The 26,798-nt window shown below is 66.8% G+C and carries 25 protein-coding genes and 1 pseudogene; 13 read left to right on the top strand and 13 right to left on the bottom strand.

Features of this window, described 5'->3' with window-relative positions; genetic code table 11:
- Nucleotides 1–6 precede the first annotated feature (6 nt).
- The 5 genes from LIN44_RS21305 to LIN44_RS21325 all read right to left on the bottom strand — a co-directional run bounded on the left by LIN44_RS21305 (nucleotide 7) and on the right by LIN44_RS21325 (nucleotide 3,460).
- A complete protein-coding gene (locus tag LIN44_RS21305; RefSeq protein WP_227316223.1) occupies nucleotides 7–564 on the bottom strand; it encodes a hypothetical protein in 558 nt (185 codons plus the stop codon).
- Entirely contained in the window at nucleotides 561–1,778 is a 1,218-nt protein-coding gene (locus LIN44_RS21310) for a TolC family protein (protein ID WP_227316224.1), read from the bottom strand. Before LIN44_RS21310 ends, LIN44_RS21305 begins: the two co-directional genes overlap by 4 nt.
- A gap of 98 nt (nucleotides 1,779–1,876) precedes the next feature.
- The gene (locus LIN44_RS21315; protein ID WP_227316225.1) at nucleotides 1,877–2,230 is read right to left on the bottom strand and encodes a hypothetical protein; all 354 of its coding nucleotides are present in this window, start codon (nucleotides 2,228–2,230) and stop codon (nucleotides 1,877–1,879) included.
- A 152-nt stretch (nucleotides 2,231–2,382) separates the two neighbouring features.
- Entirely contained in the window at nucleotides 2,383–2,910 is a 528-nt protein-coding gene (locus LIN44_RS21320) for a cytochrome c (RefSeq protein ID WP_227316392.1), read from the bottom strand.
- A gap of 97 nt (nucleotides 2,911–3,007) precedes the next feature.
- Nucleotides 3,008–3,460: a MerR family transcriptional regulator gene (locus tag LIN44_RS21325; RefSeq protein WP_227316226.1), complete on the bottom strand. Its 453-nt coding sequence runs from the start codon at nucleotides 3,458–3,460 to the stop codon at nucleotides 3,008–3,010.
- A gap of 171 nt (nucleotides 3,461–3,631) precedes the next feature.
- On the opposite strand from LIN44_RS21325, the gene LIN44_RS21330 reads away from it, so the two are divergent.
- From LIN44_RS21330 to LIN44_RS21345, 4 genes are all read left to right on the top strand, one after another.
- On the top strand, nucleotides 3,632–4,462 hold the full coding sequence (locus LIN44_RS21330) for an alpha/beta fold hydrolase (RefSeq protein ID WP_227316227.1): 831 nt from the start codon (nucleotides 3,632–3,634) through the stop codon (nucleotides 4,460–4,462).
- Nucleotides 4,463–4,664: 202 nt separating this feature from the next.
- On the top strand, nucleotides 4,665–5,900 hold the full coding sequence (locus LIN44_RS21335) for an NADH:flavin oxidoreductase/NADH oxidase family protein (RefSeq protein WP_227316228.1): 1,236 nt from the start codon (nucleotides 4,665–4,667) through the stop codon (nucleotides 5,898–5,900).
- Between the two features lie 45 nt (nucleotides 5,901–5,945).
- Complete coding sequence (locus LIN44_RS21340) at nucleotides 5,946–6,932, top strand: acetoacetate decarboxylase (ADC) (RefSeq protein WP_227316229.1); 987 nt, start codon at nucleotides 5,946–5,948, stop codon at nucleotides 6,930–6,932.
- Nucleotides 6,933–7,175: 243 nt separating this feature from the next.
- Nucleotides 7,176–8,108 (top strand): MBL fold metallo-hydrolase, encoded by a 933-nt coding sequence (locus LIN44_RS21345; protein ID WP_227316230.1) that lies wholly within the window; start codon nucleotides 7,176–7,178, stop codon nucleotides 8,106–8,108.
- A 104-nt stretch (nucleotides 8,109–8,212) separates the two neighbouring features.
- Here LIN44_RS21345 and LIN44_RS21350 read toward each other — a convergent pair whose 3' ends face one another.
- Complete coding sequence (locus tag LIN44_RS21350) at nucleotides 8,213–9,430, bottom strand: zinc-dependent alcohol dehydrogenase (RefSeq protein WP_227316231.1); 1,218 nt, start codon at nucleotides 9,428–9,430, stop codon at nucleotides 8,213–8,215.
- A gap of 322 nt (nucleotides 9,431–9,752) precedes the next feature.
- On the opposite strand from LIN44_RS21350, the gene gstA reads away from it, so the two are divergent.
- Nucleotides 9,753–10,361 carry a glutathione transferase GstA gene (gstA, locus tag LIN44_RS21355; protein WP_227316232.1) on the top strand — a complete coding sequence of 203 codons (609 nt, stop codon included), beginning with the start codon at nucleotides 9,753–9,755 and terminating at the stop codon, nucleotides 10,359–10,361.
- Nucleotides 10,362–10,460: 99 nt separating this feature from the next.
- Here gstA and LIN44_RS21360 read toward each other — a convergent pair whose 3' ends face one another.
- Together LIN44_RS21360 and LIN44_RS21365 are read right to left on the bottom strand one after the other, a co-directional pair.
- Nucleotides 10,461–10,790 (bottom strand): DUF1484 family protein, encoded by a 330-nt coding sequence (locus LIN44_RS21360; RefSeq protein WP_227316233.1) that lies wholly within the window; start codon nucleotides 10,788–10,790, stop codon nucleotides 10,461–10,463.
- A gap of 305 nt (nucleotides 10,791–11,095) precedes the next feature.
- Nucleotides 11,096–11,188 (bottom strand): annotated as a pseudogene (locus LIN44_RS21365) (DUF932 domain-containing protein); the annotation flags it as partial.
- Between the two features lie 224 nt (nucleotides 11,189–11,412).
- Here LIN44_RS21365 and LIN44_RS21370 point away from each other — a divergent pair.
- From LIN44_RS21370 to LIN44_RS21390, 5 genes are all read left to right on the top strand, one after another.
- A complete protein-coding gene (locus LIN44_RS21370; protein WP_227316393.1) occupies nucleotides 11,413–11,814 on the top strand; it encodes a hypothetical protein in 402 nt (133 codons plus the stop codon).
- Between the two features lie 70 nt (nucleotides 11,815–11,884).
- Nucleotides 11,885–13,186: a TolC family protein gene (locus LIN44_RS21375; RefSeq protein WP_227316234.1), complete on the top strand. Its 1,302-nt coding sequence runs from the start codon at nucleotides 11,885–11,887 to the stop codon at nucleotides 13,184–13,186.
- Nucleotides 13,183–14,724, top strand: coding sequence for an efflux RND transporter periplasmic adaptor subunit (locus LIN44_RS21380; RefSeq protein ID WP_227316235.1), 1,542 nt, complete (start codon nucleotides 13,183–13,185; stop codon nucleotides 14,722–14,724). The genes LIN44_RS21375 and LIN44_RS21380 overlap by 4 nt, the downstream gene beginning before the upstream one ends.
- Nucleotides 14,721–17,891 carry an efflux RND transporter permease subunit gene (locus LIN44_RS21385; protein WP_227316236.1) on the top strand — a complete coding sequence of 1,057 codons (3,171 nt, stop codon included), beginning with the start codon at nucleotides 14,721–14,723 and terminating at the stop codon, nucleotides 17,889–17,891. The genes LIN44_RS21380 and LIN44_RS21385 overlap by 4 nt, the downstream gene beginning before the upstream one ends.
- Nucleotides 17,888–18,244 carry a copper-binding protein gene (locus tag LIN44_RS21390; RefSeq protein ID WP_227316237.1) on the top strand — a complete coding sequence of 119 codons (357 nt, stop codon included), beginning with the start codon at nucleotides 17,888–17,890 and terminating at the stop codon, nucleotides 18,242–18,244. The genes LIN44_RS21385 and LIN44_RS21390 overlap by 4 nt, the downstream gene beginning before the upstream one ends.
- Nucleotides 18,245–18,264: 20 nt before the next feature.
- On the opposite strand, the gene LIN44_RS21395 is transcribed toward LIN44_RS21390, so the two are convergent.
- Entirely contained in the window at nucleotides 18,265–19,266 is a 1,002-nt protein-coding gene (locus tag LIN44_RS21395; RefSeq protein ID WP_227316238.1) for an NAD-dependent epimerase/dehydratase family protein, read from the bottom strand.
- 114 nt (nucleotides 19,267–19,380) lie between these two features.
- Between LIN44_RS21395 and LIN44_RS21400 the strand changes: the two genes are divergently transcribed.
- Entirely contained in the window at nucleotides 19,381–20,274 is an 894-nt protein-coding gene (locus LIN44_RS21400) for a LysR family transcriptional regulator (protein WP_227316239.1), read from the top strand.
- An 84-nt stretch (nucleotides 20,275–20,358) separates the two neighbouring features.
- Here the strand turns inward: LIN44_RS21400 and argC are convergent, their stop codons facing one another.
- Entirely contained in the window at nucleotides 20,359–21,288 is a 930-nt protein-coding gene (argC, locus tag LIN44_RS21405) for an N-acetyl-gamma-glutamyl-phosphate reductase (RefSeq protein WP_227316240.1), read from the bottom strand.
- 130 nt (nucleotides 21,289–21,418) lie between these two features.
- On the opposite strand from argC, the gene LIN44_RS21410 reads away from it, so the two are divergent.
- Nucleotides 21,419–22,303: a LysR family transcriptional regulator gene (locus LIN44_RS21410; protein ID WP_227316241.1), complete on the top strand. Its 885-nt coding sequence runs from the start codon at nucleotides 21,419–21,421 to the stop codon at nucleotides 22,301–22,303.
- Nucleotides 22,304–22,669: 366 nt separating this feature from the next.
- The gene (locus LIN44_RS21415; RefSeq protein WP_227316242.1) at nucleotides 22,670–24,034 is read left to right on the top strand and encodes a sigma 54-interacting transcriptional regulator; all 1,365 of its coding nucleotides are present in this window, start codon (nucleotides 22,670–22,672) and stop codon (nucleotides 24,032–24,034) included.
- Here the strand turns inward: LIN44_RS21415 and LIN44_RS21420 are convergent.
- From LIN44_RS21420 to LIN44_RS21430, 3 genes are read right to left on the bottom strand one after another with little or no spacing between them, the layout of a single operon-like run.
- Nucleotides 23,979–24,812, bottom strand: coding sequence for an amidohydrolase family protein (locus LIN44_RS21420; protein ID WP_227316243.1), 834 nt, complete (start codon nucleotides 24,810–24,812; stop codon nucleotides 23,979–23,981). The two genes, LIN44_RS21415 and LIN44_RS21420, sit on opposite strands and share 56 nt — an antisense overlap.
- Nucleotides 24,809–25,630, bottom strand: a complete 822-nt coding sequence (locus LIN44_RS21425; RefSeq protein WP_227316244.1) for a hypothetical protein — start codon at nucleotides 25,628–25,630, stop codon at nucleotides 24,809–24,811. Before LIN44_RS21425 ends, LIN44_RS21420 begins: the two co-directional genes overlap by 4 nt.
- Nucleotides 25,608–26,747 (bottom strand): aminotransferase class I/II-fold pyridoxal phosphate-dependent enzyme, encoded by a 1,140-nt coding sequence (locus LIN44_RS21430; RefSeq protein ID WP_227316245.1) that lies wholly within the window; start codon nucleotides 26,745–26,747, stop codon nucleotides 25,608–25,610. The genes LIN44_RS21425 and LIN44_RS21430 overlap by 23 nt, the downstream gene beginning before the upstream one ends.
- Nucleotides 26,748–26,798: the final 51 nt, after the last annotated feature.

Below are 26,798 nucleotides of genomic sequence, written 5' to 3' on the forward strand. Positions count from 1 at the left end.
CGGGCCTCAGATCTTTTTATGGGTATTACGGCGCCTTACGCGCCAGGCCGCGACAGCCAGGACAACCGCCACCAGAAGGACGACCCACGGCCAGCGCGCTTGGCCGAAGGCCCCGAAGCCATGGGCGTGCTGGTCCGCGGCAACCTTCAGGGTGCCCTCGATCAGGTCTGACTCATTGCCGGCAACCAGCGTAAATACGAGCGCATGGTTGCCGGGCTGGCGCAACGCCTTGAGGAGTTTTTCGTCGGTAAAGGAATAGTCGCCGAAGTCGGCGTGCAGCTTGCCTTGTGCCTTGATGCCGTTGAACTCGACCTCCAGCGTGCCGCTCAACACCGGCTCGTTGGTGACGTAGCGGTCGACCAGCACCGACAGCTCATCAGTGGCCAGCGTGCCAACCAGCTCGAACGCTTCCGTATTGGCTTCAATGACGGGCTGGGCATTCGCCGCGGCGCCGGTGGTCGCTGGCGCATCGAGGTGCTCGCCATTGGGGCCGTGGGCGCCAGGCCCAGCATGCGCGGCGCAGGCGAGTGACAACAGCAGGGCAAGAAAGAGCTGGCGGATCATGGCAGGACTCCGAGCGCCTGGTTCAGGTTGGCAGTGGCGATGCCGCGCCGGGCGCGCTGGCGCGCCAGGTCTGCTTCGGCTTCAAGGGCCTGGTTCTGTGCGCGCAGCACTTCAGGCAAGCCGATTTCGCCGGCATTGAAAGTCTTGCGCAACAGTGCCGCGCGTTCGGACAATGTGGCGCTGCGCTCTTCCGTGAGCTTGAGCTGCTGCTCGGCGAGCGACAGCGCCGCCTGTGCTGCGTCGATGTCAGAGCGGACCATACGTTCGGTGCGATCGAGTTCGGCCCGGGCCATCATCAACTCCGTCTGCGCAGCCGTCTCGCGCGGCAGATTGCGCGCGTCCGTGGCAAACGGGATTTTGACGAAGAGGCCGATGGTCTGGTCGCTGGGCATGCCGCCGCCGGCCCGGTCGTTGCGGTACAGCACACCAACTTCCGGCGGATCGCGGCGCGATTGGCGCAAGTAGCCTACCTGGCGCTCGCTGCGCAGCACGGCGCGCTGGGCGGCTTCCAGCCGCGGATGCGTCAGGGCGCTGGCAGCCGGATCGCCCACCGGCGCTGCCGCTTCGTCATACCGCAGCGGCAGCGCCGATACGCCGGTTGCCTGCAATAGCCGGGCCCTGGCGTCCACCAGCCGGGCATCGCTGTCCGCCAGCAGACCCTGTGCCGCCAGATGGTCCTGCTGTGCGAGCAGCAGGTCAGTGCGTGCAAGATCGCCGGCGCTGACGCGGCGCCGCACGTCGTCGCGCAATGACGCGGCGATTTCGGCGCGGCGTCGCAACACATCGCGCTCGCCTTCCGCAGCCGCAAGTTGCCAGACGCGTTCACGCACCTCCGCGGCCACGTTCAGCCGCGCCAAAGCGGCGCCGGCCTCGGCCTCTGCTGCCTGCGCGTCGGCCAGATCGCCGCGTGCCGCGCGCTGGCCTGGCATCCACACCGGAACGCCAAGCTGGACCTCGCTCTCGCGCAGTCCCCGCTTCTCGGTCCAGCGGTCGTCCCGGTGCAGCAGGCCCAGTGTGGGCGGCCCGGCGATCAGCGCATCCGCCTGCACCCGGCTGGCCGCCGCCTCCAGGCGCCGCCCTTCGGTCGCCTGGAATGCCACGGACCGCTCCCACGCGGTATTGAACAGCGCGTGCAGATCCGCCGGCGCAGGCTGGCCATGGGCCGCCGGCATCAGCAGCGCGGACGCAACAATGGAAAATAAGAACTTCTGCATGGCATCCCCAACGCAAATCGCGAAACACAGGCAATGCGGCGGGGCGCGGCGCAAGCCATTGCGCCACGGTATGCAATCAGGAGGTCAAGGCCCCGCCGTCAGGCGGGCACGTGAGGCGGGCGTAAGGGGGGACTGCCCTGAGGGTCAGGCATGCGGCCGCCGAGAAACAACGGCTCGGGCTGGGTCTGCCGCGACAACGGCGGCAGCAGGCTCGCAGGCAAGGGCGCCTGGAAGTGGGTGCCGTAGTCGAAGTCGAGTTGGTGAGACGCCGACGCGGCGGAATCGTCGAATGCGATCTCCCCGTCGTCGTCGTGGTGATGCGGGATATGCTCGGCGTGCGCCGCCATATGGTCCGGCGGGAAGCCAGCCGAATGCGCGAGTTGCCGCTGCGCTGCGGCCAGGGCCTGCAGCGGCAGGATCAGCATCAGGAGGATGGCAATCGCGCGCGACATAGGCTGGATTCTACCTGAGCGTCAGCGGACGGCGCGAGACGGACAGGTACACCGTGTAACCGAAAGTGGCCCACCAACACGCAACAAGGCCTGGTTGACAAGACAAGCCTGAAAACGCAAAGCAGCCGTGCGTCGTCCCCCGGCGCAGCGCCCTACTTCCGCGCGGCCTGCGCCTCCGTCACCTCCCGCTGCGCCGCTACGATCTTCGCTGGCCAGGTGCTTTTGATATACGCCAGCACGGCGACGATATCTTCGTCGGACAGCGACTGCCCGAATGCCGGCATGTCGCTGGCATACCCCGCCGGGGCCGTCACGCCGGGCACCAGCCCGTTCTTGGTGATGGCAAACAGCACGGCGTCAGGGTGATGCCAGGTATGGCCGGAGGCATCATGCGGTGGCGCCGGCATGCGGCCGTTCGGCAGCCGCTCGCGCCAGTTGGCCTGGCCCTCCAGGTTGGCGCCATGGCACGCGGCGCACTGCTGCGCGTAGATTCTGCGCCCCAGTGCAACCTTCTCCGGATCGGTGGCATCGATGCGAAGCCGCCGCGCCTCGCCTTTGGTGCGGGCATCGATCGGCTTCTCCAGGTATCGCTTGGCCTGCAATGCAGCGGCGGTGGCAACCGCCGCGCCAAGCGCGAGCAGCACGACGATCCGCCAGCGTGGCTTGCTCGAATGGTTCATGTCGCGTCCGAGCCGTTGGCGCATGCGTAAACCGCTGGTGAGGCCGCATGCGTGATGGCGCCAACGGCCAGTGATGCTGCCGGGAAAGGAAGTTCCATCACGACAACTGGCTCCTGAGACGGCGGCGCTTGCCGGTTGCGACCGCTCCGTCCTCGCGCAGGCGGTCCATCACCCACTGTGCCTTGTCTGAACAATGCAGGTCTGCCGGTCGGTTTTCGATATTCCTGATGGCGGCGAGCAGATGTGCCCGGTTCTGTTTCAGGCGCTTTTGCATCTCCTCGATCTCGGCAACCTTCCGCTTGAGCGCTTCGAGCAGTTCATCATGCTGCCAATTCCCCGAACCGAGCGGCAACAGATGACGGATCTGTTCGAGCGAGAAGCCCGCCTCTTGCGCGCTGGCAATAATCTCCAGGATCCACACCGCCTCCGGAGAGTAGTCGCGATAGCCGTTTGCCGTGCGCTCGACGGCCGTGATCAGGCCGGCCGCCTCGTAGAAGCGGATGCGCGAGGCCGTCAGGCCACTGAGCTTTGCCAGTTCTCCGATTCTCATAAACAAAAAAAGTTGACCTTGAGGTGAGCTTCAATCCTACAGTGAATGTCGGCCAGGGCGCAGCCCGCGGACTCCGGTCCGCGGGCACCCGCCCGACAACGGCACGCCCCGTGCCAGGCCGGCGGGTTCTTCAATGGCAGTCTTCATTGGCACCACATAGGAGAAGCGAACATGGGATACGTAACGACAAAGGATGGCGTTGACATCTTCTACAAGGACTGGGGACCACGCGACGCGCAGGTGATCTTCTTTCATCACGGCTGGCCGCTCAGCGCTGACGACTGGGACGCCCAGATGCTCTTCTTCCTGGCGCAAGGCTTTCGGGTCGTGGCCCATGACCGCCGCGGCCATGGACGGTCCAGCCAGGTCTGGGACGGCCACGACATGGACCACTACGCGGATGACGTGGCGGCGGTGGTCAGCCATCTTGGCTTGCAGAAGGCCGTCCACGTTGGCCATTCCACGGGCGGCGGCGAGGTTATTCACTACGTCGCCCGCCATGGGGAGGACCATGTCGCCAAGGCCGTGCTCATCAGCGCCGTTCCGCCGTTGATGGTCAAGACCGAAAGCATTCCGGGCGGCCTGCCCAAGGCTGTCTTCGACGATTTCCAGGCCCAGCTCGCAGCCAATCGCGCGCAGTTCTACCACGACATAGCCGCCGGCCCGTTCTACGGCTACAACCGGCCCGACGCAAAGCCGTCGCAAGGTGTCATCTGGAACTGGTGGCGGCAGGGCATGATGGGCAGCGCCAAGGCACATTACGACGGCATCGTGGCCTTCTCGCAGACCGACTTTACCGAGGATCTGAAACGCGCCACGATTCCCGTGCTGGTGATGCATGGCGACGATGACCAGATCGTTCCCTACGCTGACTCGGCACCGCTCTCGGCAGAGCTGCTCAGGAACGGCACCCTGAAGACCTATCCCGGCTTTCCGCACGGAATGCCTACCGCCAACGCCGATACGATCAATGCCGATCTGCTGGCATTTGTGCGGAGCTAGCCGCAGCGCCGGCATCCGCCAGCCCGGCCCGACACGATTCGCCAGGCGCGATGCCGCTGCCCGGCAGTGAAGCTGTCCAGCACGGCCCGCCCTTCGAGGCGGGCCTTCTGCATTCTGCGAGCAGCGGGCACCTCGCAAAAAGTCTTGACCTTAAAGTTAACTTCAATCTTACAGTCGATTCACGATCCAACCGGGTGACCTCATGAACGTGTTCGACAAACTGATTCTGCCCAACGGTTCCATCGTCCCAAACCGCATCGCCAAGGCTGCCATGGAAGAGAACATGGCGGATGCAGACCACGCGCCTTCCGAGCAACTGATACGCCTGTACAGTGCCTGGGCCGAGGGCGGCGCTGGCCTGCTGATCACCGGCAATGTGATGGTCGACAGCCGTGCCATGACGGGCCCCGGCGGCGTCGTGCTGGAAAACAGCCGGCATCTGGACCGGTTCCGGCGCTGGGCGCAGGCGGGCCGGGCCAACGGCGCGCAGTTGTGGCTGCAGATCAACCACCCCGGCCGCCAGATGCCTGCGAATCTGGGGCAGCCCACCTGGGCGCCCTCTGCGGTGCCATTGCAGCTGGGCAAACTGTCCAGGCACTTCAACGCGCCAAAGGCGATGACGCACGACGTCATCGAAGACGTCATCCGGCGCTTTGCCTGTACCGCGCAACTCGGCGAGCAGGCGGGCTTCACGGGCGTCGAAATCCACGCGGCACACGGCTATCTGCTGAGCCAGTTTCTCTCGCCCTTGACCAACCATAGACGGGATCATTGGGGCGGCTCGCTGGAAAACCGCGCCCGCCTGCTCGTCGAGATCGTCAAGGCCATACGCGGCGTGGTTTCGCCCGGATTCGCGGTTGCCGTCAAGCTGAATTCCGCCGACTTCCAGCGGGGCGGCTTCAGTGCCGACGACGCCCGCCAGGTGGTGAAGCTGCTCAACACGCTGGACGTGGATCTGGTTGAACTGTCCGGAGGAAGCTATGAGGCCCCGGCCATGCAGGGCGACACCCGCGACGGCAGCACCCTGGCCCGCGAGGCCTACTTTGTCGAGTTCGCCCGGGACATCCGCGCGATGGCGAAGATGCCAGTGATGGTCACGGGCGGCATCCGCCGTTGGCCGGTGGCCGAGGCAGTGGTCCGGAGCGGCGTGGACATGGTTGGCATCGGCACCGCCCTGGCGATCGACCCCAACCTGCCCCGCGCCTGGCGTGCCGGCAAGGACAGCGCGCCGGCATTGCGGCCAATCCACTGGACCAGCAAACCGCTGGCCGCATTGGCCAACATGGCGGCAGTGAAGTTTCAACTGCGCAAGCTCAGCCGCGGCAAGGCCACCAATCCGAAGGTGTCACCACTGTGCGCACTGATCCTGCAACAGGCGTCCGACGCACGCCGCGCCCGTCAGTATCGACGCTGGATCGCCCAGCCCGGCCGCGGCTGACAGCAGGGCTTCGCCTTTCTCGACTCAACCACTCGATCCATTCATATGAAGACCAGCAAACTTGCGGCTGCAGCCGGGATACTCCTGAGTACCCATCTGAGTGCCGCGTGGGCGGACGGCACATCGGACCAACAGCAAGACGGCAGCACGACCATCAGTATCGCTGGGCACCAGGTTCCGGTTGTCAAAGGCGGATTGTATGACCGCTATCGGTCCAACCCGCCCCTTGCAGTCATTGAAGCGGAAGCGCCCGGCGTGGACCTGAGCTGGTTCAAGGGCCTCAGGAAAGAGAAGGTGGATATTGGCTTTGAATCGTATTCGCCAAACTTCTACTACCGGAACAGCCGGGTGACGGCCATCTTTACCGCCGACCTGGACAAGTTGCGGGAACTGATGCCGGCCGAGGTATTGGCGAAGGTCCAACCGCTTCAGGTCTGGCCCGGCAGGGGCCTGGTCGCACTCACCGCCTATGCTTATCACTATTGCGACAACGACAGCTACAACGAGATTGGCCTGTCGGTCGTCACCAATCGGCCGGGCGGTTCCAATCTTGGACCGCTCAGCCTGATAGGCCAGGCGATGTCGGACGACTTCTGGGGCTACGTATTGAAGCTCCCGGTCAATACGGAGCTGGCCAGGGTGCGGGGTGTGGTTGGCTACAACCTGCCAAAATGGCTGACCGGCATCAGTTACCGCGAAACCGACAAGTCAGTCGTCGTCGAGATCCTCGACAGCGCGACGGGCCAGGTCGATGTGACGCTCGAAACCCAAAAGCTGGGAGACCTTTCCAGCAAGGTTTCCATGGTGACCAACCGCTTTACCAACGTCGACCAGCGTGGGCAACTGACCACTGGCTATGCGGTTTCCCGCCAGCTCAGCCATGCCTCCAGCACAAGCGCGGAAACAGTCAGTCTCGGCCTCACTGAAGGCAATCTATCGACGTTCATTAAATCCCTGAAGCTCGGCAAGATGGTCAAGTACGAGTACGTACCCGAATTCCAGAGCGCACTGTACTCGCCCAGGCCGCTTTGATGGTTTGCGTCGTCGGCGCGACGCCGGTGGCACCGGTCATTGCCCATCCGCCATCAATTGTTGCCCTCCGCTCAACATACTGAAGGCCGTCGCGACGCTACTGCCATTCGACTCCCCTGCCTACAATCGGTTGCAACGATGGTCGCGCAGGACGTGCGACGGTCGAGGAAGAGGTCCGCGCAACAAAGCGGAACACGCCTGCCGCCCAGTGCGGTTTTCCCACCCATTGACAGGATTCCGAAGATGAGCGAAACAACCCGCAATGTGCAGCCGGTTACGGCCAGCCTTGGCAAAGATGGTTCCGGCGAACTCGTGCCCTCGCGCTATGCCGTGCGCGTGGGCGACGTCGATGTCGTGCTGATCAGCGATGGCATTCTGCCGCTGCCGACTTCGACCATGTCCACCAACGTAAGCCAGACCGAGCGCAACGATTGGTTCGATGGCCGCTTCCTGCAACGCGACACCTTCGACTGGGCGCTGAATATCGCGCTGGTGCGCAGCGGCGATCGCCTGATCCTGATCGACTCGGGCGTGGGCGACGGCTTCGAGTACTTTACGCGCGCCGGTCGGTCGGTGATGCGCCTGGAATCGGCGGGTATCGACCTGGCTGCGATCACCGATATCGTGATCACCCATATGCACATGGATCACGTCGGCGGGCTCAACGTGGCTGGCGTCAAGGCCAAGCTGCGGCCGGACGTGCGCATTCACGTGGCGGCCGCTGAAGTGGAGTTCTGGAAAAATCCGGACTTCAGCAGGACGGTGATGCCGGAAGCGGTCCCTCCCTCGCTCCGCAAGGCTGCCGCAAGGTTCGTGGAACTCTACCGCGAAAATATCGTGCAGTTCGATCAGGTGGTGGAAGTCGCGGCGGGCGTGTCGGCGCGCGTGACGGGCGGGCACACGCCGGGGCATTGCGTCGTGGACGTTGCCTCGAACGGCGAGAAACTGACGTTCGTGGGCGACGCGATTTTCGAGGTCGGCTTTGACCGGCCCGAGTGGCAGAATGGCTTCGAGCACGATCCTGAAGCGGCGGTCGACGTGCGTATCGCATTGCTCAACGAAGCCGCGGAAACCGGCGCGCTGCTGGCCGCCGCGCATGTCGCGTTCCCGTCCATCGGTCACGTTGCGAAGCATGGCAAAGCCTTCCGTTTCGTGCCGGTGCAATGGGATTACTGATGGGTGGTCGACGATCAACCCATGGCCGTATGGATTGATCGCGTCGTCGCCTGAGGCAACACAGGTTCTCCGCGCGCACCGCGGAGAACCTGTGGCCCGAGTGTCTAGTGGACCGACCCGGGCTGCAGTTCGACCTTGATCCAGCCGGGCTGGCGCAGGTCAAAGGCCTGGTAGGCCTCGATCGCCGAGGTCATCGGCTCGCGCCGCGTCAGGATGGCGGCCGGGTCGACCGCGCCGGTGCGCACCAGCTCCACCAGCCGCGGGATATAGGCGCGGTGGTTGCAGTTGCCCATGCGCACCGTCAGGTTCTTGTTCATCGCCGCGCCGATCGGGAAGCTGCGGTCGGTGGGCGGATACACGCCGATGATCGACAGCGTGCCGGCCTTGGCCAGCGCGCGGATGGCCCAGTCCAGCGCCTGCGCCGGCGCGTCGCCCGGGACCCAGTTGCCCTGCGCCGACGGGTGGGCATGCGGCGCCAGGCGCGCGGCCTCCTGTTCGCTTTCCGGGATGGACGGATCCTGCGCCGCCGGCCCGTGGTGCGCGTGCATCGCATCGACGCCGACCGCATCGATGGCCCGGTCCACGCCGATGCCGCCGGTCAGCTGCACGATGGTCTCCACCGGATCTTCGGCATCGAAGTTCACCACCTCGGCGCCCTGCGCGCGTGCCATGTCGAGCCGGTCGGCCACCGCATCCACGGCAAAGATGCGGCCCGCGCCCATCAGCTTCGCCGACGCGATCACGAACTGCCCCACCGGGCCGCAGCCGAATACCGCCACCGTATGGCCGGGATGGATGCTGGCGAGGTCGGCGCCGAAATAGCCGGTCGGGAAGATGTCGGAAAGCATGATCGCCTGCTCGTCGCTGACGTTGTCCGGCAGCTTGACGAGGTTGACGTGGGCGAACGGCACGCGTGCCTTCTCGGCCTGCAGCCCCTGGAACGGGCCGGTCTGCTCGGGCCCGCCATAGAAGGCGGTGCCGGCCTGCTTGCCGTGCGGATTGGCGTTGTCGCACTGGGCGTAGTAGCCGGCGCGGCAATACGAGCAATAGCCGCAGGCGATGGTGGACGGGATCACGACGCGGTCGCCCACGCTGAGGTTGCGCACGCCGTCGCCCAGCGCCTCGACCACGCCCACGCCCTCGTGGCCCAGCACCGTGCCCGGCGCCAGCCCTTCCATGGTGCCGCGCACGAAATGCAGGTCAGTGCCGCAGATGGCACTGGCGGTCAGGCGCACGATGGCATCGGTGTCCTGCTCGATCACCGGCTCCGGCACGTCATCCAGCCGGATGTCGCCGATACCGTGAAATACAACAGCTTTCATGGTGTCCTCCACATGAAGCCGGAGCCACCTCCGGCGAGTTCAGTCGGAGTACCGGAGCTGCAAGGAACATTCCCACGGGCGGCCCATGCACCGGCACAGCAAGCAGAGGCCGACAGCGCCCGGCTGGCAATTTCTGCTACGCGCCTTGCAATCCATTCCGGCGCCGCGGTGCCGGTGTAGCAGGCCGCAGGACACGCTGCGCCGTCGTGATGCCTGCTTCCGAGTTTGGCAACCCGGCGGAGAAAAATGGCTTGGGCATGTCGATTGCTAAATCACACCTGACGTCCCCACGCTCGCGCACATTACCAAGGAGACACCCATCATGAAGCTGTACTACGCTCCCGGCGCATGTTCCCTGGCGCCACATATCGCCCTGATCGAGGCCGGCCTGCCCTTCTCCACCGAGCGCGTCGACTTGCGCGCCGAGCCGCACAAGACCGAGAGCGGCGCCGACTACAAGACCATCAACGCCAAGGGCTACGTGCCGACGCTGGTACTCGACAGCGGCGACAAGCTGACCGAGGCGGCAGTGGTGGTCCAGTACATTGCCGACCAGGCCCCGGACCAAGGGCTGGCTCCGGCGTGCAATACGCTCGAGCGCTATCACCTGCAGGAATGGCTGAATTTCATTTCGTCGGAACTGCACAAGGGCTTTGGGCCATTCTGGAAACCCGGCACGCCGCAGGAACAGAAAAACGCGACGTGGGCACGCCTGTCACAGCGGTTCGACTGGCTGGCCCCGCAGCTGGAGGACAAGGACTACCTGATGGGGCAGTTCAGCGTTGCTGACGCCTACCTGTTCACCATCCTGAGATGGCCGGAACATTTCAAGTTGCCGCTGGAACGCTGGCCTGCGCTGCAGGCGTATCGGCAGAGAGTGGCTGGGCGTCCGGCGGTGCAGCAGGCGATGAAGGATGAGGGGATTGGTTGACCTGCGGTCCTACCGCCTGACTCGCGATGCTGATTGCCGGACGAGGCAAGAGACGGCGCAAGACCGGCTGGCTCGCGCCGTTTGCTGCTGTTGATCTGGTCAGACCAGCGCCTGCAGGCGGCTAACGCTCTCGTCCAATTGTTCCCTGAGCGGCGAGAGCAAGGCATGCAGACCGACGCCTTGAGTGGTGGTGTCGCACTGCAGGTCCAGCAAGGTCAGGAAGGATTCAAGGCCCGCACTGACGCGCAGGATGTCATCCGTGATCTCAAGGATGTGGTCCTCAAGGGCAAGGCCTGAGCTGTGCGCCCGCGCGGCAGCTTTGGTGCGGCGACGAGCCTGGACGCGTTCATCCTTGTCAAGGTTCTCCGCCAGTTGCGTTGGCTTTCGGGCCAGAACGGGCTCTTGGGGAGCCGGGGTGGTGCTTTGCATGGTGACCTCCGCAATAAAGGAATGGAGGCCCGTCATCCGCTGCTAATCGGGTGGGCGGGCACAGGGCAGGGTTAGCAGACCGGCGCACCGAACCGGCGAGCCCTGAGGCTCCCCTGCCAAGGCCCGCCCGCAGGTGTGGACGTTCGATGGCGGGACAGACAGAGGCGCTCGCGCGGACTGTCCGTCGGTGGGTGCGCAGGCTGCTAAACCTGGCCGCCGTTGGTTTGGCGACAGACCATTCTCGAACACGGGGCGATGGAGCGGCTCAACTGGAAACGGATTTTGACATAGTGTGAGCTCGCGCCTACGTCGCCTTGGTGGGCCACGCGCACGTCGGCCACGGTGTCGTCGCAGACAAGGCCGTTACTGCACACGAAGCGGAACATCCCGCCCAGCATCGAGCAGAAAGGCGTGCTAAAGCCGTCCTTCACTGTGCAGCAAAAATTGCCGCTTGGCCGAATATTAGGTAAGAGGCCCAACTTTACTGAACGGCAAACGATTACCCACTGCTGCATGCTCGGGCCCAGTCTGACCGAACAACAGTTGATTGCGCGCTAAGGTCAGCTTGCATGCCCCCAAAAAAGCAGTATCCTTGGCACAGTCCCGCCAAGGTAAAGCCCTCTTGCGTCACGCCATTCGCCGGCATCCTGTCTTCGCCGGCCTCCTGCTCGTTCTATTCCTGACAGCTCAGCTGGCAGCGGCAGCGTACGCCTGTACCGGTAGCCGCTACCAGATGGAAGCCAGCGACACGATGGCGGCCATGACCGAATCCTGTGCGGACATGGCGGCGGACAGTGATGACCACGGCGCTGACCAAAGTGCGCTTTGCCTGGCGCACTGCCAGGCCGATTCCAAGAGTGCCGACCATGTGTCGCCGCAGCTGCCGGCATTCCTGCCGGTGCTGATGAGCGTGATCGAACCCACGCGCGTGGTCCTGGCCGATATCCGCACCGCGCTGCGCGCAGAGGCGGAGGCGCGCGGCCCGCCGCTCCTGAACATCCTTCACTGCAGTTTCCAGACATAGCCTCCTGATCGACGTCCACTCGGTGCTGCCCCGCTAGATTCGGGTAGCTGTCGTCGTTCAGGGAGGCTTTATGCTTTTTCCACGTCGCCTGGCGCTGGCGCTGCTGTGCGCGCCCGCCTTCGGCCTGGCGCTGTCGCATGCCGCGGCTGCGCCATCCGCCCCGTCTCTTTCCCTCGAGGAAACGGTCGCGCTCGCGACCACCCATGCCGGCAATGCCGAATCCTCGCGCGGCGCTGTGGAGGCCGCGGTGCAAATGGCGGTCGCCGCCGGTCAGTTGCCTGATCCGGTTCTCAAGCTCGGCCTCAACAACGTCCCGGTGAACGGGCCGGACCAGTTCTCGCTGAGCCGGGATTTCATGACGATGCGGTCGATCAGCGTGATGCAGGAGTTCACGCGCCCGGACAAGCGCCGCGCGAAGGCGGCGCGCTTTGAAGCCGAAGCGGCCGCCGCCGAAGCGCAGCGCGCGGTCGCGCTGGCCAACGTGCAACGCAATGCGGTGGGGGCCTGGCTCGACCGGTGGTATGCGGAACAGACCGGCGTGCTGCTCGGCCATCATGGCCATCCGATCGAGTTGGCGCTCCAGGCCGCAACGGCTGCGTATCGCAGCGGGCGCGGCTCGCGCGCAGAGGTGCTGGCAATGGAGCTGGAACTGCAAAAGCTGCATGACCGCCTGGACGAAAACCGGACCGCCGTGGCCACCGCGACGCTCAACTTGCAGCGCTGGGTCGGGATCGAAGCCAATCGCCCGCTCTCGGATCGGCCACCACTGGACGTGCCACCAGCCGTCCGGCAACTGGCGCAAGGCGAAGTCGACGCCGTACCTGAACTTGCAGCCGCGCGGCGCCAAGTGGCGCTGGCGGAATCGGAAATCCAGGTGGCGAGGGAAGCCAGGACGCCGGATGTAACGGTCGAACTGATGGTCAGCCAGCGTGGCTCGGCGTATTCCAACATGGGTTCGGTAAACGTGAGCTTCCCGGTGCCGTGGGATCGCGGCAACCGCCAGGACCGCGACGTTGCCGCCAGGCTGGCGCAGGCCAACGAGGCACGCGCCAAATCGGAAATCACCCGACGCAATACCCAGGCTATGGTGGGCGCCAAGCTGGCCGAACTGCAGCGCAATCTGGATCGGCTCAAGCGCTACGACGACAGAACCTTGCCGCTCGCCGCCAGCCAGGCCGATGCGGCCCTGACCGCCTACCGCACCAATACCGGAACGCTGCTTGCCGTCGCCGAGGCCAACCATCGCGTAATCGATACGAAGCTGGAACGGCTCGCCCTGGAGGCGAAAACGGCCAGGTTATGGGCCGACCTGGCCTTCCTGGTTCCGCTGCCGACCGCGCAAACCGAGCCGGCCACCAAGGAGTTCAAATGAAGAAGCAGGCCATTGCGGCGGCAGCGGCGGGCATCGTGCTTCTTGGCGCCGCGCTCTATGGCGCCTACCAAGTTGGCGTTACCCGCGGGACCTCATCAGCGCAGTCGTCGGCGGCGCCGGGCGCAGCCTCCGCGCTCAAGGCTGGCGACACGGATCCGAGCACCGGCAAGAAGATCCTGTACTGGCACGATCCGATGGTGCCCGGCCAGCGCTTCGACAAGCCCGGCAAGTCACCGTTCATGGACATGCAGCTCGTGCCGGTGTATGCGGAAGGGGACGGCAGCGGCGGCAACGGCGTCGTGGTCGACAGCCATGTCGCGCAGAATCTTGGCATCCGCACGGTCGAGGTGAAGCCGAGCCGGCTGAGCGCCGTGCTCGAGGCGCCCGGCAATGTCGCCATCAACGAGCGTAGTGTCCGGGTGATCCAGGCGCGCACCAATGGCTTTGTCCAGCATCTGGCGGTCAAGGCGACGCTTGACCCGGTGCGGCGTGGGCAAGCACTGATGACCTTGTACTCGCCCGACTGGGTCGCAGCGCAAGAGGAGTATCTCGCCGTGTCGCGCATGGCGGGCGGCGAGCCGTCCGACCTGCGCGACACGGCGCGGGCCCGCATGCTCCAGGCCGGCATGACGCCGGGCCAGGTCAGCGCCGTCGAGTCGTCCGGCAAGCTCCAGCCCAATCTGGCCATTGTGAGCCCGGTCGACGGCCTCGTGACCGAGGTTGCGGTCCGTGAAGGCATGACCGTCGCTCCCGGCATGACGCTGTTTCGGCTGGCCGACCTGAGCGAGGTCTGGGTGATCGCCGAAGTCCCGGAGGGGCAGTTGCGCGTCATCGTGCCCGGCCTGGCGGTCAAGGTCACGCCGACAGGCCGGTCGGAACCGCTCCCTGGCAAAGTGGATGCCATCCTGCCGGATGTCAATCCGGCCACGCGCACCACCAAGGTTCGCATTGTCCTGCCCAACCCAGGCAGACACCTGCTGCCGGGAATGTTCGCGACGGTCCGGTTCGACAGCGGCGATCAGGGCGAAGCGCTGGTGATTCCGCTGGAGTCCGTGATCCGTACGGGCCAGCGCTCACTGGTCATGGTCGATGCCGGCAAGGCCGGCTTTGTCGCAACCGAAGTCAAGACCGGCCGCGAGGCCGCGGGCATGGTCGAGGTGCTGTCCGGACTCAAGGCCGGACAGAAAGTGGTCACCTCCGGGCAGTTCCTCATCGATTCGGAGGCCAGCCTGCGTGGCACCACCGAGCGCATGTCGCCGACCCAGGGCGCTTCGGCCCCCGCCGCGCCGGCGGCCGAGCATGAGGGTGTCGGGCGCGTCGAGGCGGTGACGAACGAGGGCCTGACGATCTCGCACGAACCGATTCCTTCGGTACAGTGGGGCGCGATGACGATGGATTTTGCGGCGCCGCCCGCGGGCTTGCCCAAGGCATTCAAGCCCGGCGACCGCGTGCGGTTCCGCTTCCATCTGGATCACGACGGCCTGCCCATCCTGTCTTCGGTCGAGGCGGCCGCCGGCGCCCAGGGAGCCAAGCCATGATTGCCCGGTTGATCCTCGCTTCCATCCGCAATCGCTTCCTGGTGCTGCTGGCCACGGTGATGCTGATCGCATGGGGGCTGTGGGCGGTGCGCAGCACGCCGCTCGATGCCTTGCCGGACCTGTCCGACGTGCAAGTGATCATCCGCACGCCATTTCCGGGCCAGGCGCCGCAGATTGTCGAAAACCAGGTCACCTATCCGCTGACGACGACCATGCTGTCGGTGCCGGGCGCCAGGACCGTGCGCGGCTACTCGTTCTTCGGCGACTCCTTTGTCTATGTGCTGTTCGAGGACGGCACCGACTTGTACTGGGCGCGGTCGCGGGTGCTGGAATACCTGAACCAGGTGCAATCCCGCCTGCCGGCTGCGGCCAAGCCCGCGCTGGGTCCGGATGCCACCGGCGTGGGCTGGATCTACGAGTACACGCTGGTGGACAAGACCGGGCGGCATGACCTCAGCCAACTGCGCGCGTTGCAGGACTGGTTCCTGCGCTTCGAGCTGAAATCGCTGCCCAATGTCGCCGAGGTCGCTTCCGTCGGCGGGATGGTGAAGCAGTACCAGGTGGTCCTGATGCCGGACCGTTTGCGTGCCTACAACCTGTCGCAAGCCAGGGTGCTGGCAGCGCTCAAGGGCGCCAACCAGGAGACGGGCGGCTCGGTGCTCGAGCTGGGCGAGGCGGAGTATATGGTGCGCGCCAGCGGCTACCTGAAGACGCTCGACGATTTCCGGCAGATTCCGCTCGTGACCAGCGCTGCCGGCATTCCGGTGCGGCTGGGCGATGTCGCCACGATCCAGCTTGGCCCGGAAACGCGGCGCGGCATCGCCGAGCTCGATGGCCAGGGCGAGGTGGCAGGCGGCATCATCGTGATGCGCTCGGGCAAGAACGCGCTGGAAACCATCGAGGCAGTCAAGGCCAGGCTTGCCACGCTACAGAAGAGCCTGCCGGCCGGCGTCGAGATCGTGCCCACCTACGACCGCTCGGCGCTGATCAACCGTGCGGTGGAAAACCTGACACACAAGCTGATCGAAGAGTTCATCGTCGTGGCGCTGGTCTGCCTGGTGTTCCTGTTCCACCTGCGTTCCGCGCTGGTTGCCATCATTTCGCTTCCGCTAGGCGTGCTGGCGGCCTTTGTGGTGATGCGCTACCAGGGCGTCAATGCCAACATCATGTCGCTGGGCGGCATCGCCATCGCCATCGGCGCCATGGTCGATGCCGCCGTGGTCATGATCGAGAACGCGCATAAGCATCTGGAACACTGGCATACGGACCACCCCGGACAGGACCTGGGCGGGCACGAGCGCTGGCGCGTGATTGGGGAGTCGGCCGCCGAGGTGGGCCCCGCGCTGTTCTTCTCGCTGCTGATCATTACGCTGTCGTTCATCCCGGTGTTTACGCTGGAGGCGCAGGAAGGCCGGCTGTTCTCGCCACTGGCCTTTACCAAGACCTATTCGATGGCGGCCGCGGCGGGCCTTTCCGTGACGCTGGTGCCGGTCCTGATGGGCTATATGATTCGCGGCAGGATTCCCACGGAGCAGTCCAATCCGCTCAGCCGCTGGCTGATCCGCGCCTATCGGCCGGTACTTGCCAGGGTGCTTGCCTATCCAAAGGCGACCATCGCGATTGCGGCGGTGCTGCTGCTCGCGACCGCCTGGCCGATCCTGCGAATCGGCGGCGAGTTCATGCCGCCCCTCGACGAGGGCGACCTGCTCTACATGCCGTCGGCACTGCCGGGGTTGTCCGCAGGCAAGGCCGCACAGTTGCTGCAGCAGACCGACCGCCTGATCAAGACCGTGCCGGAGGTGGCCACCGTGTTCGGCAAGGCCGGCCGCGCCGATACCGCGACCGATCCGGCGCCGATCGAGATGTTCGAGACCACCATCCAGTTCAAGCCGCGCGACCAGTGGCGTGCCGGCATGACGACCGACAAGCTGGTGGAGGAGCTCGACCGCGTGGTGAAGGTGCCGGGTCTCTCCAACATCTGGGTGCCGCCCATCCGCAACCGGATCGACATGCTCGCCACGGGCATCAAAAGTCCGGTCGGCATCAAGGTGGCAGGCACGGACCTGAAGGAGATCGACCGGCTGGCCACGCGGATCGAAGCAGCCGTCAAGACGGTGCCCGGCGTCACCTCGGCGCTGGCCGAACGGCTGACCGGCGGGCGCTACATCGATGTCGATATCGACCGCATGGCGGCCGGGCGGTATGGACTGAACATCGACGAGGTCCAGAGCATCGTGTCATCGGCCATCGGTGGCGACAACGTCGGGGAAGTGGTGGACGGGCTGGCGCGCTTTCCCATCAACGTCCGCTACCCGCGCGACTACCGCGACTCGGTGGAGCAGCTGCGCAGCCTGCCCATCGTCACCGACCGGGGCCAGCACATTATCCTGTCGGACGTCGCGCGCATCCAGGTGGCGCAGGGACCGCCGATGCTGCGCAGCGAGAATGCCCGCCTGTCCGGCTGGGTGTACGTAGACATCCGCGGACGCGACCTGCGTTCGGCCGTCCACGACATGCAGGTGGCGGTGGCCAAGGCGGTGCCGATGCCGGCGGGCTATTCCCTCAGCTGGTCGGGACAGTTCGAATACCTGGAGCGCGCCACCGCGAAGCTGAAGGTAGTGGTGCCGTTCACGCTGCTGATCATCTTCGTGTTGCTGTACCTGGTGTTCGGCCGTCTCGATGAAGCGCTGCTGATCATGGGCACGCTGCCTCTCGCGCTGATCGGCGGATTCTGGCTGCTCTATCTGCTGGGCTACAACCTGTCGGTGGCCGGCGTCGTCGGCTTTATCGCCCTGGCCGGCGTGGCGGCGGAGTTTGGCGTCATCATGCTGCTCTACCTGAAGCAGGCCTGGCGCGAACGCGAAGACCGCGGCGAAACCAGTGTGCCTGCGTTGCTCGATGCGATTCAGGAAGGAGCCGTGCTGCGGGTCCGCCCCAAGGCCATGACCGTCGCCGTGATTCTCGCCGGCCTGCTTCCGATCATGTGGTCGCACGGCACCGGCTCGGAGGTCATGCAGCGCATTGCGGCCCCGATGGTGGGCGGCATGGTCACCGCGCCATTGCTTTCGCTGTTTGTCGTGCCGGCGGTGTACTTGCTGATCCGCAGGCGCCAGACCGCCCCGACCTCACTTTCCACCCAACCCTCACTTCAGGAGGAATCACGATGAAATACGCCAGGACTCTTGTCATCATTTTGTCTGCGCTCGCGGCTGCGCCGGCCGCCTTCGCAGCGGGATCGATGGGCGGCATGGACATGAAAGGCATGGAGACGAAGCCTTCTGCCGGAAGTCAGCAGGCACCCCACCCCGTTGCGGCAACGATCATGAAGCTCGATGCGAAGGCCGGGAAAGTCACGCTCAAGCATGGCCCCATCGCCAACCTCGGCATGTCCGCCATGACCATGGCGTTCCCGGTCAAGGATCGCGCTTCGCTGAAGGACTTCAAGGAAGGCGATTCGGTGCTCGCCACCTTCGACACGGTGGATGGCAAGCCCACCATTGTGGACATGCGCAGACCATAAGGCGGTGAGGCGGTGCCTGTTCACCGCGCGGTCGGGGCGTTGGGCGCTGCGCAAGCAGGCGGGTTAGAGGCAGGCCGACAGGGCTGGCATGCCGCCAGCGTCTGCCGGATGCCCTCGGCGTACGGCGTCTTGCGGATCGGTCCGATCAGCCGTTGTAGCGCGGCATCGTCCAGGATCAGCGGATCGTCCATCAGGTAGTGCATCTCGACCAGTTCGCGCATGAAAGGGTTAAACAGCCCGAGCAAGCGCAGCATGCCCTTGCCGGCGATGCGCAGCTTCAGCTTGCGGCCGGTCTGCCGCTCCATGTGCGACACCAGTTCGCGCTGCGTCGTGACACCGGCGCCGGCCAGGTGCCAGGCCCTGCCGAAGGCCGCGGGCGTGTCGGCCAGGCGGACGACGACCGGACCGACGTCCGGCACATAGACGAACTCGTGCGGCGCGTCGATCGGTCCGATCAGGTCCGCGGTGCCGCCACATGCGGCAGCCTGCGCGGCGCGGTGCAGCAGGCTGGCCTGCACGCCCGGGCCGTAGAAGTCGGGCAGCCGCAGCACCGTGGCGCGGATGCGGCCGGCTGCGTCCGCCTGCATCAGCAGGTCTTCCTGTGCCTTGCGCATGCGGCCCTTGAAGGTATGCGGCGCGCGCGGGTGGTTCTCGCTGACCGGATTGCCGCCCTGCACGCGTCCATACGGGTAGACCGTGCCGATCAGGACGAATTGCCTGACCCCCGCGGCGATCGCGCCCTCCAGTGCCTTGCGCAGCAGTTCCGGGTGCAGGTCGAAGCGCCAGTAGTCGACGCCGACCATGTAGACCAGCGTGTCGATGCCGCTCGCCGCGGCCCGGACGGAGGCCGGCGAGCCGGGATCCCAGGTGACGATCTCGGCCAGCGGGTCGGTCCCGAAGGCCTGGCTTAGGCGCGTCGCATCGCGGCCAACCACGCGGTATGGCTGGCCCCGGCTTGCCAGCGCGGCGGCAACGCTTTTGCCGATGGCGCCGGCGGCACCGAAGAGCGCGATCCTGGACATGGGGTTCTCCTTTGCATGGGTGACTGCCGTGGTCTGATGCGGGCCAGTTTGCGGCCATCCTGGCAAAAAGAAAATTATCTATAATCGGCTGGTCGCTAAACAAAAACGTATAGCATGGCCGTCGACCCGAACTGGGAGTGGTACCGCACCTTTCTCCACGTGCTGGAAACCGGCTCGCTTTCGGCCGCCGGGCGCGCCATGGGGCTGACGCAGCCGACCGTCGGCCGTCATATCGACAGTCTCGAGGCTGCGCTGGGCCTCAAGCTCTTCACGCGCTCCTTCGACGGCTTCGCCCCCACCGACGCCGCGCACACGCTGCAGCCCTATGCCGCCGGACTGGCCGCCACGGCCGCGGCCATGCGGCGCGCCGCCAGTGGTCACGGCGCCGGCGTGCGCGGCACGGTGCGGCTGTCGGCGAGCGAAGTCGTCGGCGTCGAGGTGCTGCCACCGATCCTCGCCGCACTGCGCGAAGCCCACCCGGCGCTGGAGATCGAGCTGGTGCTGTCGAACCGCGTCGACGACCTGCTGCACCGCGAAGCCGATATCGCCGTGCGGATGTTCCGGCCCGAGCAGGATGCGCTGGTGGCGCAGCGCATCGGCGGCATCGAACTGGGGCTGCATGCGCATGAGCGCTACGTGGCCGCGCACGGCGTGCCGCAATCGCTGGAGGACCTGGCGCGGTTTGCCGTGATCGGTTTCGACCGAGAGACGCCGTTCATCCGCCGCTTGCTGGAGCGCTTTCCGGCCTTGTCGCGCCAGCGCCTGGCCTTTCGCGCCGACAGCGACCTGGCCCAGCTGGGCGCGATCCGCGCCGGATTTGGCATCGGCGTGTGCCAGTCCGCGCTGGCGGCGCGCGAGCCGCGGCTGGTCAGGGTGCTGCCCAGCGAGTTTTCCGTGGCAATGGATACCTGGGTAGCGATGCATGAGGATTTGCGCGCCAGTGCGCGCTGCGCGGTGACCTTTGCCGCGGTGGTGGCCGGGCTGCGTGGCTACGCCGAAGGGACGTAGCCGCCGCGCCGATGGGCCGTGCTGCGGCATCATCCGCGTCAGGCGCAAGCTTGCGGCCGGGGCGTTATCTCGAACCACCGGCCACTACTGCCCCATAAGCATCAAATCCAGATTCTGCACCGCAGCGCCCGATGCACCCTTGCCAAGATTGTCGAACACCGCGGACAGCAGCACATGCCCGTTTTCGGCGTTATGAAATACGCCCAGCTGCATGTCGTTCGTACCGTTCAGCGCTTGCGGATCCAGATGCGTTAGGGCGCCCGATTCGTGCAGCGGCAAGACCCGTACGTGAATTGCCCCGGCATAGTGGCGCGCAAGGCAGGCGTGCAACGTGGCGCCATCCATGCCGGGCGCCAGTTGCCGCAACGCCAGCGGCACCGTCAGCACGATGCCCTGGCGGAACGCTCCGTACGCCGGGACGAAAATGGGACGCTGCGCAAGGCAGGCGTGCTGCTGGATCTCGGGCGCGTGCTTGTGCGCGAGTTCCAGGCCGTAGACCTGGTATGACGGCGCATCGGCGGCTCCCGGCCCCTCATATTCATCCACGCCGGCACGCCCACGTCCGGAGTAGCCCGATACCGCGTGCACGCTGATCGGGTAATCGGCCGGTATGAGCCCGGCCTGTGCCAGCGGACGCAGCAGGCCAACTGCACCGGTCGGATAGCAGCCGGGATTGGTGACCCGGGATGCGTTGGCAATCCGCTCAGCCTGCCCCGGCGCCATTTCCGGAAACCCGTAGGTCCAGTCCGCGTGTGTGCGATGCGCGGAGCTGGCGTCGATCACCCGGACGGCGGGATTGACAATGGCGCCCACTGCCTCGCGCGCGGCGGCATCCGGCAAGCAGAGGATGGCGATATCGCAGCCGTTGATGGCTTCTGCGCGCCGCCGCGCATCCTTGCGCTCCGCAGCCGGCAGTGTGAACAACCGGAGGTCGGTCCGGTTGCGCAGCCGCTCGTGGATCTGCAGCCCGGTGGTGCCTTGGTCGCCGTCGATAAACACTACGGGAGAGCTCATGGGTGGTTGACTCCGCTGCCTGTAGGGTTGAACAAGTAAAACCGAGACCCTATGTTGCGCGGGCGACTAGAATAGGTAAAGTTGAATTTCATAACCATGACATTCAGCTTTCCTGAATTGGGATTTCGTCATGCGAGAGATCAGCCTGGACCGCTTGCGCACTCTGGTCGCCGTTACCGACCGTGGTTCCTTTGCCGATGCGGCGCGCGCCTTGCACCTGGCGCCGCCAACGGTCAGCCTTCACATCGCCGAACTCGAAGACCGCATTGGGTCTCCACTGCTGATACGCAAGCGCGGGCATGTGGGACCGACGCCTATCGGCGCGGTGCTGGTGGAGCGCGCGCGCCGGCTGCTGGCAGACGCGGAGCAGGCGCTGGACGATATTCAACGCCAGGTAGACGGGCTCGAAGGGCGTGCGCGTATCGGCGCTTCAACGGGCGTGATCGCGCACTTGCTGCCGCAAGCGCTGGAGATCTTGCGCGAGCGCCATCCCGCCATCGACGTCCAGATTGCTGTGCATACTTCGGAAGAAACGCTGTCCCGGCTGGTGGCTGGAACGCTGGATATCGGGGTGGTCGCGCTGCCTCAGCCGCCGGTGGCCGGACTGGTGATAAAGCCCTGGCGCCGCGACCCGGTGATGGCCTTTGTGCCGGCGCACTGGCGGTGTCCGGCCCGCGTTACCCCCGCATGGCTCGCCGCCCAGCCGCTCATTCTCAATGACGCGACCACGCGCCTGTCGCGCCTGACGGCGGAGTGGTTCGCGACCGGAGGACAGCACCCGGCGCCGCGCATACAACTCAACTACAACGACGCGATCAAGAGCCTGGTAGCGGCAGGCTATGGCGCGGCGCTGTTGCCCCATGAGGCCACGACGCCATTGCCCGACAGTCGCATTGTCATGCGCCCGTTGCGGCCTGCGTTGTGGCGACGGCTCGGTATTGCCCATCGTGCCGGGTACGTGGAGCGCTCCACGCAACACGTGCTGGATGTGTTGTGGGATTTGCGATTGCCGTAGGCGCAAGCGGAACCAACGCGGGTCTTGCCACTTCCCCGCCGCCAGTAACGCCGCGGCATCTCAGTCTTAAATTAACTTCATATTGCCTGCCCCGCCGCCGCTGACTAGTATTCTGAGACAAAAAACAAAGGGGGGCTTCCATGCGGCCATTTCAAGTTTCCCTCGCAGCCAGGCGCTGCTCCGGCAACTGGCTGCCGATCCTGCCCTACGCGCCCGCGTCGTCACGCTGCCGACGCCCTCATCGCTACCGACACCCCCAACCCGCCGCCTGATCCAGGCCGGCGGCGCCGCGGCGCATGGCAGGCGCGATAGCGCGCGCGCACCGCAGCCCCGCTGCCGCTGATCTCCCTTTCGTGCGGGGGCAAGATGCGCGTAGTGCTGTATCACGACGATCGTGCCAGGCTCGAGCGCGATTTGCACGAGCATGGCGTGCCCGGCCATCTGCCGCTGGACGAGAACGCACGCGGCATGCTGGCCGTGCTGGTGGTGGCCGACGGCAATCGCGTCACCGAGGCGGCGCAGCGCTGGTTGCGCGCCGAGCCGCGTGCCGACGCCTTTATCGCCGGCTGCACCGCCGCCACCCGCTGCCATTGCATTCCGGAGGCATGGTGGCCCGCGGCGCTGTGCGATCTGGTCTGTGCCCCGGACCATGACGCGCTGCTGACCGAACTGGCCTCGCGGCTGTGCCGCCTGGCCGAGATCGAGGACGTGCTGGATGCGCCGTGGTTGCGCGAGCGCGCCGTCGGCGATTCGCCGGCATGGCGCGCGACCTTGCGCGCGGTGGCGCAGGTGGGCCGCTATGGCCGCGGCACCTGCCTGCTGCTGGGCGAAAGCGGCTGCGGCAAGGAGTTGCTGGCGCGGCTGATCCACGATCTCGATCCGGAGCGTCATCGCGCCCCCTTCGTGGTGGTCGATTGCACCACGCTGAGCCCGGAGCTGTCGGGCAGCGAGCTGTTCGGCCATGCCAAAGGCGCCTTCACCCATGCCGTATCGGCACGCGACGGTGCGGTGGCGATGGCGGATGGCGGCACCTTGTTCCTCGATGAAGTGGGCGAGCTGCAGTTGCCGTTGCAGGCGCGCCTGCTGCGCGTGATCCAGGAGCGCATGTACAAGCGCGTGGGCGAGGATAGCTGGCGCAAGTCGGATTTCCGGCTGACGTGCGCGACCAACCGCGACCTCGAGGCCGAGGTGCAGGCCGGCCGCTTTCGCAGCGACCTGTACTTCCGCATTACCCAGTGGATCGTGCGCGCGCCCACGCTGGCCGAGCGCCGCGAGGATATCCCGCTGCTGGTGCGGCATTTCCTCGCGGAGAGCCTGGGCGGCACCGGGCCGGGCCTGCCGCTGGTGATGCCGGAGGTCATGCATTACCTGGCAACGCGCGATTACCAGGGCAATGTGCGCGAACTGCGCAACGTGGTGTCGCGCCTGGCCGAGCGCCAGCGCGGCTTCCAGGTGATCAGCACCGGCGGGCTTGACGGGCCCGTGCCGGAGATGCGGACCGGGCTGGCGGCGGACATCGTCAACCCCTGGCCGGAAGCGCTGCGGCATGCCATCGAAGGCGCGCTCGACGCCGGGCTCGGCCTCAAGCATATCGGCCAGATCGCCGAGTCCATGGCGGTGCAGGTGGCCGAGAGCCGCCACGGCTGCACCAGCCGCGCGGCGGAGCTGCTGCAGGTCACGCCGCGGGCGCTGCAGTTGCGGCGGCAAGTGCGGCCATCGCCGTCGGCGTGATGCGCTGGCCGCTGCGCGCGTTGCTTCGGATGCGCGCTTGCGCCGGCACCACTACCCGCGCCAGCAGGCGCAACGCATTGCCGCCCGCCATGCGCGCAAACGCTTCGGGCGTGGGACGCAAGGCGCGCAGCTTGGCCAGCTCCAGGCCGGGATGCAGCCACGGGCCATCGGAACCGAACAGCAGCTTGCCGGGGCCGGCGCGCCGGAACGCTTCTTCCAGCACATCGAAACGCCGCACGCCCGAGGTATCGGCAAACAGGTTCGGGTAGCGCGCAATCAGGTCCACCACTTGCCGCTGCGCCGCCCAGTCATCGGCAAAACTGCCCAGGTGCGCGAACACGAACGCCACCTCGGGATGCGTCTGCGCCAGCAGGCGCAGCGCACCGGTCTCGCCGCCGGGGTCGTACAGCACCGGCAGGCGCCAGCGGCGCGCGGCGTCGCAGACCTGCCGGTGGATCGGGGCATCGTGCCGATGCACCTTGATGCCGCGCAGGCCCAGCCGCAGCACGGCTTCGTCGATCATGCGATGCACGCGTTCCCGGTCGCGCTCGGCATGGAGCATGGCAAAGCCGGTAAAGCGCGCCGGATCGGCGCGCGCCAGCGCCGCCACATCGCGGTTGCCACGCACGTAGTCCGACTGGAACACGGGCAGCAGCACCGAATGCGCGATGCCGGCCTGCCGCGCGCGCCGGACATAGTCGGCCAGCGGCGCGGTGGTGTCCCACGGGCCCGTCATGCCGTCGCCCTGCCCGGCATGGACGTGGAAATCGACGATCATCGCGACAGCTCGAAGCGCTGGCCGGGCCCGTACTGCAGGTCATTGCCGGCGCCGAGGATGCCGGCCGGGACCAGGTTGCGGATCGACAGGCCACTGCCGACGGTGACGGTGCCGCGCAGCTTGTCATTGGCCAGCGCGAAGCCCTGGTTGGCAAGCGTGCGCACGATGGCGTGCTCGACCGCGGCCCGCTCGCCGGCACTGGCGACGTTGGCGGTCCATACCGTCAGCGGCGGCGCGCACTGGCACGAGGCACCGGCGCGCGCGCTGCCCTGGCGCGCGTGGTACCAGCCATGCACGCCCAGCCGCGCCGGCAGGCTGGCCGCCGTGCCGACATAGACCGGCGTCGCACCGCGCTGGAACAGGTAGACGCCACCGCCGCGCGTGGCGCGCGCGGCGGCGTCCAGGCTCGGCCAGCGGCGCCATTGCAGCGTCACGTTGGCAGATTTGGGGGCGGATTCGAACGCCAGTTCCGCCAGCGCCGGCGCGGCTTCGTACCGGCTTGGCGGCGCGCGCCACCGGTCCAGGCTCAGGCCCACCAGCGACAAGCGCCCCGCCTGCCGCCGGGCCAACAGGCAGGCACGGCAGCACGCGCCGCCGTACCCGTCGCCGCGATCCAGCCGGCTCTCATATCGCGCCGTGCCGCGGCGCGAGGGCGTGCCGATGCGCCGTGCGCGCGCCACCAGCTGGCGCAGGTCGGTCAGCAGTGCCTGCGGCGGCGTGCCGGCCGGATAGCGGCGCACCTCCGCCAACAGCCGCAGCAGCCGGCGCATGCGCCACGGCGCCAGTTCCAGTGTTTCACCTTCCGCAGTCTTGAACATGGAAGCTCTCCCGATAGGCCGGCGGCGCACGTCCGCGCGGCACAGCCGGCTGGCCCGCCAGCAAGGCAAGCGCCTGCAGCAGGCCGTCAATCTCTTGCGGCGCATGGCTGGCGCGCACCGCCACCGCCACGGCGCAGCGGCCTTCGGCCTGCCGCAGCAATGCCGTGCGGAACCCTGCGGCCCGCAGCCCCGCGTGCAGCGCACGAGTGCGCTCGGGCGACCCCAAGCGCAATTGCTGCATGGGGTGCAGCGGCATGCTGATTTGCAGGTCGGGCAGGCGGTGCTGCGCCAGCCAGCGCAAACCCCGCCGCAGGCGCCGCACCCGCTCGAGCAGCGCCGCCCGCAGCGCGTCGCCGTCGCAGCGGTTGCGCGCCAGCGCGTTCAGCCCGGCCAGCAGCGCGGCCTGCGAGGCAGCGCTGCAATGCGCCTGGGTCGGGCCGTCGCGGGCGATCTCGCCCACCAGCGCGGCGGGGCCGCACAGCGTGGCCAGCGGCGCGCCGAAGGCCTTGGCCCACGATGCCAGCAGCAGCACCGGCTCGGCGGGCGCCAGGCCCGCGTAGCGCAGCAGCCCGCCGCCGCCACTGCCCCACGGATGAGCCGGGCCGGGTTGCGCGCCGGCCAGTCCCAGCAGCTGCGTGTGGTCGACCACCACCAGGCCGCCACGCTCGCGCACCAGCGCGAGATAGCGGCGCAGCGCCACCGGCGCGCCTTCGCGGCGCGTGCCGTCGGTCACGACGGCGGGAGGTCGCGTGCCGGTGCCCTGGCGCAGTCGCCGCGCGAGATCGGCCAGATCGGCATGGCGGAACGGCGTGACCGTGGCCCCCAGCCCGCGCACCCGCTCCAGTCCCCAGCGCATGACCGGATAGAGCGTGTCGTCGGCCACCAGCGCATGCGTGCGACCGAGCCGGTCGAACAGGTCGAGCGACAGGTGCAGCGTCGACGGCCCGGCCAGGCCCGCCTCGCAGCCTTGCAGCGCCGCCGCCTGCGCCGCGAGCGTGCCGGCCAGCGGCGACACGGCCAGCGCGGCGGGCGTGCCGGTGGTCAGCGCCGCATAGCTGCCCAGTTGCGCGGCGGCATGCGACATGCCCAGGTAGAGCGCGGACGCGAAATCGATCATGGCCGCCTGCCTCTCCGCTTGCCTTGCCGTCATCGCCCTGCCACGGTGGAG

The organism is Cupriavidus sp. MP-37, from assembly GCF_020618415.1.
Lineage (GTDB): Bacteria > Pseudomonadota > Gammaproteobacteria > Burkholderiales > Burkholderiaceae > Cupriavidus.

What these genes read in the sequence shown, in the direction of transcription:
- LIN44_RS21305 (WP_227316223.1), bottom strand. Translation starts at nt 564, where the DNA reads ATGATCCGCCAGCTCTTTCTTGCCCTGCTGTTGTCACTCGCCTGCGCC.
- LIN44_RS21310 (WP_227316224.1), bottom strand. Translation starts at nt 1,778, where the DNA reads ATGCAGAAGTTCTTATTTTCCATTGTTGCGTCCGCGCTGCTGATGCCG.
- LIN44_RS21315 (WP_227316225.1), bottom strand. Translation starts at nt 2,230, where the DNA reads ATGTCGCGCGCGATTGCCATCCTCCTGATGCTGATCCTGCCGCTGCAG.
- LIN44_RS21320 (WP_227316392.1), bottom strand. Translation starts at nt 2,910, where the DNA reads ATGAACCATTCGAGCAAGCCACGCTGGCGGATCGTCGTGCTGCTCGCG.
- LIN44_RS21325 (WP_227316226.1), bottom strand. Translation starts at nt 3,460, where the DNA reads ATGAGAATCGGAGAACTGGCAAAGCTCAGTGGCCTGACGGCCTCGCGC.
- LIN44_RS21330 (WP_227316227.1), top strand. Translation starts at nt 3,632, where the DNA reads ATGGGATACGTAACGACAAAGGATGGCGTTGACATCTTCTACAAGGAC.
- LIN44_RS21335 (WP_227316228.1), top strand. Translation starts at nt 4,665, where the DNA reads ATGAACGTGTTCGACAAACTGATTCTGCCCAACGGTTCCATCGTCCCA.
- LIN44_RS21340 (WP_227316229.1), top strand. Translation starts at nt 5,946, where the DNA reads ATGAAGACCAGCAAACTTGCGGCTGCAGCCGGGATACTCCTGAGTACC.
- LIN44_RS21345 (WP_227316230.1), top strand. Translation starts at nt 7,176, where the DNA reads ATGAGCGAAACAACCCGCAATGTGCAGCCGGTTACGGCCAGCCTTGGC.
- LIN44_RS21350 (WP_227316231.1), bottom strand. Translation starts at nt 9,430, where the DNA reads ATGAAAGCTGTTGTATTTCACGGTATCGGCGACATCCGGCTGGATGAC.
- gstA (WP_227316232.1), top strand. Translation starts at nt 9,753, where the DNA reads ATGAAGCTGTACTACGCTCCCGGCGCATGTTCCCTGGCGCCACATATC.
- LIN44_RS21360 (WP_227316233.1), bottom strand. Translation starts at nt 10,790, where the DNA reads ATGCAAAGCACCACCCCGGCTCCCCAAGAGCCCGTTCTGGCCCGAAAG.
- LIN44_RS21375 (WP_227316234.1), top strand. Translation starts at nt 11,885, where the DNA reads ATGCTTTTTCCACGTCGCCTGGCGCTGGCGCTGCTGTGCGCGCCCGCC.
- LIN44_RS21380 (WP_227316235.1), top strand. Translation starts at nt 13,183, where the DNA reads ATGAAGAAGCAGGCCATTGCGGCGGCAGCGGCGGGCATCGTGCTTCTT.
- LIN44_RS21385 (WP_227316236.1), top strand. Translation starts at nt 14,721, where the DNA reads ATGATTGCCCGGTTGATCCTCGCTTCCATCCGCAATCGCTTCCTGGTG.
- LIN44_RS21390 (WP_227316237.1), top strand. Translation starts at nt 17,888, where the DNA reads ATGAAATACGCCAGGACTCTTGTCATCATTTTGTCTGCGCTCGCGGCT.
- LIN44_RS21395 (WP_227316238.1), bottom strand. Translation starts at nt 19,266, where the DNA reads ATGTCCAGGATCGCGCTCTTCGGTGCCGCCGGCGCCATCGGCAAAAGC.
- LIN44_RS21400 (WP_227316239.1), top strand. Translation starts at nt 19,381, where the DNA reads ATGGCCGTCGACCCGAACTGGGAGTGGTACCGCACCTTTCTCCACGTG.
- argC (WP_227316240.1), bottom strand. Translation starts at nt 21,288, where the DNA reads ATGAGCTCTCCCGTAGTGTTTATCGACGGCGACCAAGGCACCACCGGG.
- LIN44_RS21410 (WP_227316241.1), top strand. Translation starts at nt 21,419, where the DNA reads ATGCGAGAGATCAGCCTGGACCGCTTGCGCACTCTGGTCGCCGTTACC.
- LIN44_RS21415 (WP_227316242.1), top strand. Translation starts at nt 22,670, where the DNA reads ATGCGCGTAGTGCTGTATCACGACGATCGTGCCAGGCTCGAGCGCGAT.
- LIN44_RS21420 (WP_227316243.1), bottom strand. Translation starts at nt 24,812, where the DNA reads ATGATCGTCGATTTCCACGTCCATGCCGGGCAGGGCGACGGCATGACG.
- LIN44_RS21425 (WP_227316244.1), bottom strand. Translation starts at nt 25,630, where the DNA reads ATGTTCAAGACTGCGGAAGGTGAAACACTGGAACTGGCGCCGTGGCGC.
- LIN44_RS21430 (WP_227316245.1), bottom strand. Translation starts at nt 26,747, where the DNA reads ATGATCGATTTCGCGTCCGCGCTCTACCTGGGCATGTCGCATGCCGCC.